Annotated in this window: 7 protein-coding genes and 1 pseudogene; 6 read left to right on the top strand and 2 right to left on the bottom strand. The window is 70.9% G+C overall.

Annotation, left to right across the window (positions count from 1 at the left end):
* Window positions 1–352: 352 nt before the first annotated feature.
* A complete protein-coding gene (locus AB0I18_RS50100; protein ID WP_363112542.1) occupies window positions 353–1,582 on the top strand; it encodes a metallophosphoesterase in 1,230 nt (409 codons plus the stop codon).
* Between the two features lie 141 nt (window positions 1,583–1,723).
* Here AB0I18_RS50100 and AB0I18_RS50095 read toward each other — a convergent pair whose 3' ends face one another.
* Together AB0I18_RS50095 and AB0I18_RS50090 are read right to left on the bottom strand one after the other, a co-directional pair.
* Window positions 1,724–2,752, bottom strand: a complete 1,029-nt coding sequence (locus AB0I18_RS50095) for a hypothetical protein (RefSeq protein WP_363112541.1) — start codon at window positions 2,750–2,752, stop codon at window positions 1,724–1,726.
* 307 nt (window positions 2,753–3,059) lie between these two features.
* Entirely contained in the window at window positions 3,060–4,727 is a 1,668-nt protein-coding gene (locus AB0I18_RS50090) for an alkaline phosphatase D family protein (RefSeq protein ID WP_363112540.1), read from the bottom strand.
* A 418-nt stretch (window positions 4,728–5,145) separates the two neighbouring features.
* Here AB0I18_RS50090 and AB0I18_RS50085 point away from each other — a divergent pair, with 418 nt between their 5' ends.
* From AB0I18_RS50085 to AB0I18_RS50065, 5 genes and pseudogenes are all read left to right on the top strand, one after another.
* Window positions 5,146–6,633 carry an ABC transporter substrate-binding protein gene (locus AB0I18_RS50085; RefSeq protein WP_363112539.1) on the top strand — a complete coding sequence of 496 codons (1,488 nt, stop codon included), beginning with the start codon at window positions 5,146–5,148 and terminating at the stop codon, window positions 6,631–6,633.
* A 15-nt stretch (window positions 6,634–6,648) separates the two neighbouring features.
* Window positions 6,649–7,575, top strand: a complete 927-nt coding sequence (locus tag AB0I18_RS50080) for an ABC transporter permease (protein WP_363112538.1) — start codon at window positions 6,649–6,651, stop codon at window positions 7,573–7,575.
* 14 nt (window positions 7,576–7,589) lie between these two features.
* A pseudogene (locus AB0I18_RS50075) lies at window positions 7,590–8,510 on the top strand (ABC transporter permease); the annotation flags it as partial.
* 429 nt (window positions 8,511–8,939) lie between these two features.
* Window positions 8,940–9,899: an ABC transporter ATP-binding protein gene (locus AB0I18_RS50070; protein ID WP_363112543.1), complete on the top strand. Its 960-nt coding sequence runs from the start codon at window positions 8,940–8,942 to the stop codon at window positions 9,897–9,899.
* The gene (locus AB0I18_RS50065) at window positions 9,892–10,926 is read left to right on the top strand and encodes an oligopeptide/dipeptide ABC transporter ATP-binding protein (protein ID WP_363112537.1); all 1,035 of its coding nucleotides are present in this window, start codon (window positions 9,892–9,894) and stop codon (window positions 10,924–10,926) included. The genes AB0I18_RS50070 and AB0I18_RS50065 overlap by 8 nt, the downstream gene beginning before the upstream one ends.
* Window positions 10,927–11,174: the final 248 nt, after the last annotated feature.

Here is an 11,174-nt window from a genome sequence, read left to right as displayed (position 1 = left end):
GGCCGTGCCGGTACGCGGCGTCCATGATCGGGTCCTAGGCCGAGCCCGCCACAGGTCATGGGCGGCGATGCGCTCGTACACGCCCGCGTCGATGGCCGCGGTGGGAACCGATGCAAGTTCTCACCCAGCACGTCGTCGCGGACCAGCCAGGAGGCTTCACTGGCGGCGATACCGGCCAGGGCAGTAGCGCCCTGATCGCGGCTCATGCCAAGGGAGGTGTCTGCGGCGGAGTCCTGCCATCCCGCGGAGAACCCTTCGCCCCGAGGGACCGTGCCCATGAACGCCGGTCCGGTCGGCCCCAGGGCGACCGGATACAGTGCGCGAGACGGCAGCCCGGCCAGGGAGAGCAAGCGTGACCGACACCAGCAACACCCGACCCGCCGACAGCGAAGCGAGCGAAGCGCAGGCTCCGCGGCAGAGCCGACTGCTCCGCCTGATGCGCTACCTCCCCCTGATCGTCCCCGTCCTGCTGTGGACCGTGCCCTGCTGGGTGCTCCTGCACGCCGGCCAGCACTGGCCGCTGCCCGTGGCGACAGGCGGCACCGCCCTGTTCGTCCTCGGTCTGATCGCTATGCCGCTCGCGATGATGCGCGGCCACGGCCGACGGCAGCAGGACCGGGCGGCGATCGTCGGCGACACCCTGCTGGGCGCCGGCTGGGTGCTGTTCACCTGGTCCGTCCTGCTCGGCGTCCTGCTGCGCCTCGCCCTGACCGTGGCCGGCGTAGGCGACGGTCAGGACCGGGCCCGGATCGTCACTTGGGCCGTCCTCGGCATAACCGCCGTGCTGCTCGCCTGGGGGTACGCCGAGGCCCGCCGGGTGCCACGGGTGCGCCGGCTCGACGTGCAACTCCCGCGCCTGGGTGCCGGGTTGGACGGCACCCGCGTCGTCCTCATCACCGACACCCACTACGGCCCGCTCGACCGCGCCCGCTGGTCGGCGCGGGTCTGCGAGACGGTGAACACGCTGGAGGCCGACCTGGTCTGCCACACCGGCGACATCGCGGACGGCACGGCCGAACGCCGCCGCGCCCAGGCCGCCCCACTCGCCACCGTGCAGGCCACCCGGGCCCGGGTCTACGTCACCGGCAACCACGAGTACTACAGCGAGGCCCAGGGCTGGGTCGACCTGATGGACGAGCTGGGCTGGGAGCCGCTGCGCAACCGCCATCTGCTGCTCGAACGCGGCGGCGACACCCTCGTGGTCGCCGGCGTGGACGACGTCACCGCCGAGTCCTCCGGCCTGGCAGGCCACCGCGCCCACCTCGCCGGAGCCCTGAACGGCGCCGACCCCGACCTGCCCGTCCTGCTCCTGGCCCACCAGCCCAAGTTCGTCGACCGGGCGGCAGCCGAGGGCATCGACCTCCAACTCTCCGGCCACACCCACGGCGGCCAGATCTGGCCCTTCCACCACCTGGTCCGCATCGACCAGCCCGCCGTCGCCGGCCTCAGCCGCCACGGCGCCCGCACCCTCCTCTACACCAGCCGCGGCACCGGTTTCTGGGGCCCGCCGTTCCGCGTCTTCGCCCCCAGCGAGATCACCCTGCTCGTGCTCCGCTCCCCGCACCTGCCCACCTCGCCATAGCACTGGGCGGGCCAACACATCCGCTTGGAGCAGTCCACGAGCCGAGGGGTGCGGCATCGGCGTCCGGCACCGAGGCCCGACGAGAAGGAACCGGCCGCCCGGTGGACACCGGGGCCGTCCGGTCTCCCGCCACCGAACCGGTCAGTCCGCCGCCCGGTTCGAGCCGATCAGCGACCGCACTTCGGGACGCCGCCCGGCTCTGCCCGCCGACAGGAGCCCGAGCAGGGCCGTCAACGCCGCCAGTGTGGCGATTACGGCCGCGAGGCCCGCGCCCCAGGGCGGCGCCGCGGTGAGGTCCAGGACCAGGGAGAGACCCGGCGAGTGGACCCGGCCCTCCAGCAGCTGGGCGGCCGCCAGCCCGGCGGGCACCACCACACCGACGGCGAGAACCGGCAGCGTGCCCTTGCGGAAGAGGGCCAGACCCAAGAGGACGCACAACCCCGACACGCCGACGGCGAGTCCGTAGGCGTTGACCGACGCGCCGCCGCGGTGCGACGGGAAGTGTGCGAGGCCGCACGCGATGAGCGCCAGAGCCGCGATCCAGCGCGGCCAGGCCGGTGGAGTGGCGCCCTTCGCCGCCCAGTCGCGCCGCTCGCGAACCGGGCGGCGGACAACGGACGGCACGGCCTGGGACAAGTCCGGGTGGGATTCGTCGGCGGCCGGTGCCGCCATGTCCCGCGCCGCCGCCTCCGCCTGCCGTCGCTCCGCACGTGCTCCCTGCTCCTGCGCCATGCGGCCGATCAACTGCACGAGTTCCTCGACGGGCCGGCTGGTGGCGGCCGCCCGCACCGCGGCCTCCCCGCAGTGGGCCTCCATCGGGGGCCGGTGCAGCAGTCCCATCAGCCGGGTCACGTCCTCCACGGGCCGGCCCTCGGCCGCCGCGCGGATCGCCTCGTCCGCGCTGTCCGCGTTCCGCGGCGGCCGGGTCAGCAGTGCCACCAACCGGGTCACGTCCTCCACGGACCGGTCCGTGCCGACCGCCCGCAGAGCGTCGACCGTGGCCTTCGCGTACTCCGGTGACTGCTCCAGCAGCTGGATGAGCTGTATGACCTCGTCGAGCGGCCGATCGGCGACGGCGGCGTGCACCAGTCCGTCGACCGGATCCGCATACCGGCGTTCGACACCGTTCTCCGGCGCGTCCTCCGCCGCCGCGGACGCCAAGGACGCCACGGACACTGTGGAGGGAGGCCGGGAGTAGGAGGCGCGTGGTGTCTGTGGTGACGACACGGGTACGTCGACCAGGGTCTCGGGAGGTATATCGGTTCGGTCGGGATCTACCGGGAATCGGGTGGTCATACTCGGCTCCATACGAAGGGGGCAGACGCTGTCGCGGCCCTGACGTGCGGGACGAGACGGGATGTGGACATCTTTCTAAGCGCCAGACCCGAACCCCGCCATTCGGGAAGCGGCACACGTGTGACGCAGGGCGAAAGCCTCGGCTGGATGGGTCAGGGGCCCGGCAGGGAGAATGGCACCCTCACACGGGTTCGAGACCCGGGTTGCCCGCCTCGGTAAGGAAGGACGCGGTCGTCGTGATCGGCGCGCCCGGCGTCGTCACCGCGGAGACGGTCCGGAAGTCGGCCCGAGCCGTCTGGCGGTCCAGCGTGACCTTCACGTAGCCGCGCAGCCCGTTGTAGAACTTCAGATGTGGATTGGCCCTGAGGTAGGTGTCCCAGGTGGGGGGCTTCTCGGCGCCGTCCCGGCCGCTCGCGACGGACGTGGCGACAAGCTCCGTGCCCAGCGTCCTGGACGCCGGATCGTCGAAGTCGTCCTTGATATCGAAGGCGTACCCGACGTGCACGTCCCCGGTCATCACCACCAGGTTCTCGACCCCGGCCGACTTCGCGCCGTCGAGGATCCGCCGACGCGAGGCCCGGTAGCCGTCCCAGGCGTCCATCGACATCCTCGCCTCCGGGTTGAGGTCGAGTCTGCGCTGCGAGAAGCAGACCTGTTGCGGCATCACGTTCCACAGGGCCCCCGAGGCACGCCAGCCGTCGATCAGCCAGCTTTCCTGCGCCGCCCCCGTGATGGTGCGCGCCGGGTCGTCCGACTCGGGGCCGGGGATGTGTTTGGTGTCCCCGTATGCCTGGTCGGAGCGGTACTGGCGGGTGTCGAGGACGTCGAACTGGGCGAGGGTCCCCCACTGGAGCCGACGGTAGAGCCGCATGTCCGGCCCGTTGGGGAGCTGTGCGTCGCGCAGCGGCTGGTTCTCCCAGTGCGCCCGGTAGGCGGCGGCGCGACGCAGCAGCAGCATCTCCGGCGGGTCGTTGTCCGCGCCGACGGCGCCCGCGTAGTTGTTCTGGGTCTCGTGGTCGTCCCATGTGACGACGAAGGGGTGGGCCGCGTGGACCGCCCGCAGATCCGGATCGCTTTTGTAGAGGGCGTAGCGCAGCCGGTAGTCCTCCAAGGTCACGGCCTCGCGGTTGAAGAAGTCGGGCACCTGCCGGTCGGTGGAGCCGCGTGAGCCGCCCGCGGAGTTCACGGCGTACTCGTACAGGTAGTCGCCGAGATGGAGGACCACGTCGACGTCGTCCTGGGCGAGATGGCGGTGCACCGTGAAGTACCCGTCGTGGTACGCCTGGCAGGCGACGGCGGCGTAGGAGAGCGTCGCGGCCGCGGTGGTGGTGGCGGGCGCCGTGCGCGTACGACCCGTCTCGCTGATCCAGGCTCCGGTCCTGAAGCGGTAGTAGTAGACGCGGCCGGGTTCGAGGCCGTCGACGTCGACGTGCACGGAGTGGTGGTACTCGGGATGGGCGACGGCCGTGCCGCTGCGGACGATCAGGCTGAAGAGCTCGTCCCCGGCCACCTCCCACTCGACGACGACGTACTGCTGGGGCAGACCGCCGTCCGGCTCGTACGGGGCGGGCGCGAGCCGGGTCCACAGGAGTACGGAGCCGGGCAGCGGGTCTCCGGAGGCGATGCCGAGCGTGAACGGATCGGTGGCGATCCTCGCCGCGTCGAGCTCGGCGGAGCCTGTCGCGCCCCGGGCCGGCAGGTTGGTGGTGAAGGCGAGGGCGGCGACCGCCGCGGTGACGGTGAAGAAGCGGCGGCGTCCGAAGTGCCGTGCGGCGGCGAGCAGTTCGGGGTCGTGTCGTGAAGAGGCGTACCGCAGCAGCGATCCACGACGTCGGCCGGTGCGGGCCATGGGGCCTTCTCTCGCCAAAGACACATGAAGCGAACTTATGGATGCTAAGCAGACAAAGATCGCAATCACGGCAGGCGCGGAATCCCGAGAGCGTCGAACCTGTCGGCGGTGGGTGGGTGACGGCGGGTCACGCGTTCACGTACACGAACACCCAAAGACCTCCACACGCACGGAGTTTGGGTTCTCGCTGCATACCTCTTGACGCCTTCGGCGATGACGACTCAATAATGAGCGTCCACATATCTAAACAACATTTTCGCATGTGGACGTTGGCCCTGGTGCGTTCGGCGGCAGGTCTGCCTTACCAACAGGGTCGGAACAGCGCGGAGGAACAGTGATCGGTCCAGGCTCAGTGCGCACGCGTTCGACCACCCGTCTTCGCCGGGGGCGAACGGCGGGCGCGCTCACAGCCGTTGGCGTGCTGCTCGCCGTCTCCGGATGCTCGGTCGCCGGCGGGGACCCGATCGGGGAAGGGCCGGACACCCTGCGCGTCGTTCTGCCCGAGGAACCACCGACCCTTGAGCCGTGTGACGCCTCGCTCACCGCGACGGGCCGGGTGACGCGCGCCAACATCACGGAGGCGCTGACCGAGCGCGATCCGACCACCGGACGGCTGGAACAGGCGCTGGCCACCAAGTGGACGCGCAACTCCCCCACCTCATGGACCTTCAGCCTGCGCGAGGGGGTCAGGTTCCATGACGACTCCGCGTTCACGGCCGCGGCCGCCGCCTTCTCGATCAAGCGCGCCACGGACTCGAAGCTCAACTGCAACGTCGACGGATACATCTTCGCGGACAGCGAGGTCACCGCCACGCCGGTCGACGACACCACACTCGAGGTCACCACGGCGGAGCCGGACCCGATCCTCCCCCTGCGGCTGTCCTTCGTCGAGATCGTGCCGACGACCACCGACCTCGACACCCGGGTGCGCAAGCCGGTCGGTACGGGGCCCTACCGGATCGACGAGTGGAGCCAGGGCCGCTTTCTGCGCCTGAAGCGCTTCCCCGGGTACTGGGGCAAGGCCCCGGAATACGCGGCGGCCAAGTACGTCTGGCGGGCGGAGGGCAGCGTCCGCGCGGCCATGGTCACCAACAACGAGGCGGACGTCGCGATCGGTCTCGCTCCCGAGGACGGGGCGGGCGACCGGGCGGTCGAGTTCGCCACCAACGAGGTCTCGTACCTCCGGTTGGACGCCACGAAGGCGCCACTGGACGACGTCCGGATCCGCCGGGCCATCAACTACGCCATCGACCGGGAGGGACTGGTCACGGCGGTCTTCTCGGGCAAGCCGAGCGGCCAGCTCGTGTCGAAGGGCGTCACCGGGTACAACCCGCGGGTCCAGCCGTGGCCGTACGACCCGAAGCGCGCCGAGCGACTCGTGGCCGAGGCCCGTGCCGACGGAGTCCCGACCGACACCACCATCACCATCATCGGCCGCAACGGCATCTACCCGAAGGCCGCCGAGGCGATGGAGGTGGTGCAGGACGGCCTCCTCAAGGCCGGACTGAACGTCAAGATCAAGATGCTGGACGTCAACGCCTGGCTGGAGTACCTGCTGCGGCCCTTCCCCAGGAACATCGGCCCCACCCTCCTCCAGGCACAGCACGGCAACCAGGCGGGAGACGCCGCGTTCACGATGGGACAGATCTACGGCAGCAAGGGCGCGCAGAGCAGCTACGGCACCGCCGAACTCGACGCGCTGACGACAAAGGCGCAGCTCGCCTCGGGCGACGAGCGGCAGAAGGCGTTCGCGGACGCCTTCGCCCACCAGAACGACGAGGTCGTACGGGATGCCGTCATGGCCAATATGACCGGCATCCTGGCGCTCTCCTCGAACGTCCGTTACCGGCCCAACTCGGCCACCAACGACGAGATGCGGCTCTCCGACATGCACCGCACGGACTGAGGGAGGAGCTGACCGATGTTCACCATGCTGCGCCGCCGAGCGGTTTCCAGCGTCATACCCCTGCTGGTCGTGGTCCTCGGGGTGTTCTTCCTGGCCCGCCTCACCGGCGACCCCGCCAACCTGTACCTTCCGCTGAGCGCGACGCCCGAGATGAGAGCCGAGTTCTCCGCCCAGAACGGCTTCGACCAGCCGCTGATCACCCAGTTCGGTGACTATCTGGTCCAGGTCGCCCACCTCGACTTCGGCGAGTCGCTGCGCACCGCCCAGTCGGCGAGCGAGTCGGTGCTGCGGGCCTTCCCCGCCACCCTCCAGCTGGCCGGGTGGACGATGCTGCTCGCCGTGCTGGGTGCCGTGCTGATCGGCAGCCTGGCGGCGTACCGCCCCAACTCGGCGACCGACCGGGTCGCGAGCTTCCTGTCCTCGACGGCCGCCAGCGTCCCCGACTTCTGGCTCGCCATCATGGGTGTGCTGGTCTTCGCGGTGACGCTGGGCTGGCTTCCCACCTCCGGTACGAACGGCGCGGCGGCCTGGGTCCTGCCCGTGGTCACCCTGCTCATCCGTCCGTTCGGGGTGCTGGTCCAAGTGGTGCGCGGCGCCATGGTCTCCGCGCTCTCCGCCCCGTACGTCAAGGTGGCGCGCAGCAAGGGCGCCCGCGAGTCGCGCGTGGTCTTCGGGCACGCCCTGCGCAACGCCGCCGCGCCGGCCCTCACCGTCGCGGGTGACCTCGCCGTCGGGCTGGTCAACGGGGCCGTCGTCGTCGAGACCATCTTCGGCTGGCCCGGCATCGGCAAACTCATGATCGACTCGGTTCTCCAGCGTGATTTCGCGGTACTGCAGGCCGCCGTACTACTGACCGCCCTGGTGATCTTCGCGCTCAACATCCTGGTGGACATCTGTCACGCGCTCCTCGACCCGCGTGTGCGGCAGCTGGCGGCGGCGTGAGTCAAGGAAGAGACATGCTCCAGAAGAACATCCGGAAGAACGACGCCCAGAAGAACGCGGACACCGAGGAGAACGACAGCAACAAGGGCAGTGCCGAGGACGCCGGCCGGCGTCCCGGGCCCGACCGGGTGTCGGCGCGGCAGAGGATGCTCGCTCTGCTCCTCCAGGACCGGTTCGCCTTCGCGGCGGCCTTGGTCCTGGTCCTCGTCGGGGTGTGCGCCGTGCTGGGCCCGCTGCTCATCGGGGACCTGGCCACGCGTCAGAACCTGCGCGATCCCAACCGGGCGCCGTTCAGTCTGGACCACGGCTGGGCCTTCGTACTCGGCAGCGACTCCCTGGGCCGCCCCGTCGCCGCCCGGCTGATAGCCGCGGCCGGCACCACCCTGTCCGTGGCGGTGCCCGCCGTGCTGTGCTCACTGGCCGTCGGCTCGGTCTGGGGCATGTGGGCGGGCTACCACGGCGGTTGGCGCGAGAACGTGTCCCTGCGCATCGCCGATGTCATCCTCAGCTTCCCTTCCCTCCTGCTCGCCGTGGTCGTGCTGTACGTCTTCTCGCCGAGCGCCGCGAACATCGTGCTGGTCCTGGCCGTCGCCCGGATCCCGGTGTACCTGCGCACGGCGCGGGCCGAGTCCGCCGAGCTGCGGAGCCGGCTGTTCATGGACGCCGCACGCACCTTCGGCACCAGCAGCTGGGCGACCATCCGACGTCATGTCGCTCCCACGGTGCTGCCCACCCTGCTCACCGTCGCCGCGCTGGACTTCTGCTTCGTGATGCTGACCGAGTCGTCGCTGAGCTTCCTGGGCATCGGGATCCAGCCGCCGGACCTGAGCTGGGGCCTGATGGTGGCGCAGGGACGGCAGCAACTGCAGAGCGCCTGGTGGATCGCGTTCTTCCCCGGGCTCGCCATCGTCATCACGACCGTGTCGGCGACCATCCTGGCCGCCTGGGCCCGGCTCTCGACCGACCCGGGGCAGCGATGGCGCCACGGGCTACGACGCGGCGGCCGGCCCTCGCGGCGCCCTCGACCGGCAACCGACACCGCGGCAGCCCCTCAGGGTCCGACGGTCGAGCCGACCGCGGCCGTGGCGGGAACCGAGCCCGTACCGACCGTGCCGGGGACGGAGACCGAGCCCGCGACGCCCTCGGCGGCCGCACCGGAAACAACGATCGAAGCCGTACCGGCCGCACCGGAGACAACGACCGAACCTGCCGCAGCATCCGCGACCTCAGCCTCACCAGAGACGACCATCGAACCCGCCCCAACCGCACCGGAGACGACGGCACCCGCCCCGACCCCGGTGAAGACCGGACCCGTATCCGTCCCGGCCGCGGCGTCGGCGCCGAAGCAGGCCGACACCCTCTCCGTGGACGGCCTGTCGGTCGACATACGCACCCCCACCGGTTCCGTTCCCGTCGTACGCGGCGTGAGCTTCGCCGTGCGCTCGGGCGAGACGCTGGCCCTGCTGGGCGAATCCGGATGCGGCAAGAGCATGACCGCCCATGCCATCGCAGGACTGCTCGATCCCGCCGCCCAAGTGGCGGGCGGAGAGGCCCGGTTGGACGGCGAGGACCTGCTCCGGCTCGGCGCACGGGCCAGGCGCCGGCTCGCCGGCCCCGGCCTGGCCATCGTCTTCCAGGACGCACTCAGCGCGCTCAACCCCGTCCACACGGTCGGGGCGCAGCTCGCGGAACCGTTCCGCATCCACCAGAAGATGTCCCGGCGCGCCGCGAAGGCCAAGGCGGTTGAGCTGATGGAGCGGGTCGGCATCCCGGAGGCGGGATCACGCGTCAACGCCTACCCGCACCAGTTCTCCGGAGGCATGCGCCAGCGCCTGCTGATCGCGATGGCGGTCGCGCTGCAACCGAAGGTGCTGCTCGCCGACGAACCCACCACAGCTCTCGACGTCACCGTGCAGGCCCAGATCATGGACCTCCTCGCGGAACTGCGGAGCGAGCAGCAGATGGCGCTCGTCCTCATCACCCACGACCTCGGGCTCGTCGCCGAGCACGCGGACCGGGTCGCCGTCATGTACGCGGGTACGGTCGTGGAGACCGGGCCGGTGGCCGAAGTGTTCGGCAAGCCCAACCACCCGTACACCCGGGGGCTGTTGGAGTCGGTACCGGCCGAGCAGCACAAGGGCTCCCGGCTGAGTTCCATCCCCGGCGGCCCGCCCGACCCGCGCTCCGTGCCCTCCGGCTGCGCCTTCCGTACGCGCTGTCCGATGGCCCGTGAAGTGTGCGCCACACACCGGCCGGAGCTGATCGAAACCGGCGCGGGCCGCGCGGCCGCCTGCCACTTCGGGAAGGAACTGGCCGATGCCTGAGTCAGGGACGAACGGGACGAAGCTGCTGGAGGCCACCGGTCTGGCCAAGAGTTTCGCGGTGCCGCGCACCGCGAAGGGCAGCACCAGGCTGCACGCGCTCGACGGCGTGGATCTGAGCCTGCGGCGCGGGGAGACCCTCGGCCTGGTCGGCGAGTCCGGCTGCGGCAAATCCACCCTCGCCAGGGTGCTGCTGATGCTGGAGCGGCCCGACAAGGGCACCGTACGGTTCGACGGCGTGGACCCGTTCTCGCTGTCGGGCGCGAAGCTGCTCGCCTGGCGCCGCAAGGTGCAGATGGTCTTCCAGGACCCGTTCGGCTCGCTCAACCCCCGGCTGTCCGCGGGGGATCTGATCAGCGAGCCCTGGCTCACCCACCGCGACCTCGTACCCGCCTCGAAACGTGCGGCGCGGGTGGGCGAGCTGCTGGAGATGGTCGGGCTGCGCGCCTCCGACGCGCGCCGCTACCCGCAGGAGTTCTCCGGAGGGCAGCGGCAACGCATCGGGATCGCCCGCGCCCTGGCGCTGGAGCCCGAGGTCATCGTCTGCGACGAACCCGTCTCCGCGCTGGACCTATCGGTGCAGGCGCAGGTGCTCAACCTGCTGTGCGATCTGCGGGACGAGCTGGGCCTGTCCTACGTGTTCATCTCGCACGACCTGTCCGTGGTACGGCATGTCGCCGACCGCGTCGCCGTGATGTACCTGGGCCGGATCGCGGAGACGGGCCCGGCGGAGGAGCTCTTCGAACGGCCGCGTCACCCCTATACGGCGGCGCTCCTGTCGGCGGCCCCGTCGCTGGCCGCCGGGGGCCGGGCGAAGCGGGAGCGCATCCTGCTCACCGGTGAGATCCCCTCCCCCGCCGACCCGCCGTCCGGGTGCCGGTTCAGGACCCGGTGCTGGCGTGCGGAGGACGTGTGCGCCGAAACCGCCCCCGCAGCGCCGCTCGACGCGCCGCTCCACACCGCGGCATGCCACTTCCCGCTGGAGGACACACCTGCGGTCACCGCCGGTCACCACGCAGGGCCCGCCTGAACAGGCTCACCAGTCGGATTAGCCAACCGTAGTGATCCCGTGGCAGAGTGTGACGCGCACGCCCGGCGCCCAGGCGACGTCGGGCACCCTCCCCGGTCAGGACCCGTGTGCCTGACCGGCCAGCGTCCGGAGGGACGTGCCACGCGGGCCGGCGGACTCGTCCATCGGCACCAGGGCACGAAGGCGATTGGCTTACATCTCTGAGCAACACTGGGGATCACTAAGCCATTCAGAGACGCTCCGCGGAC

The organism is Streptomyces sp. NPDC050704 (assembly GCF_040654355.1).
Lineage (GTDB): Bacteria > Actinomycetota > Actinomycetes > Streptomycetales > Streptomycetaceae > Streptomyces.
The sequence above is the reverse complement of the archived record's forward strand: the minus strand, read 5'-3'. Positions and strand labels throughout refer to the sequence as shown.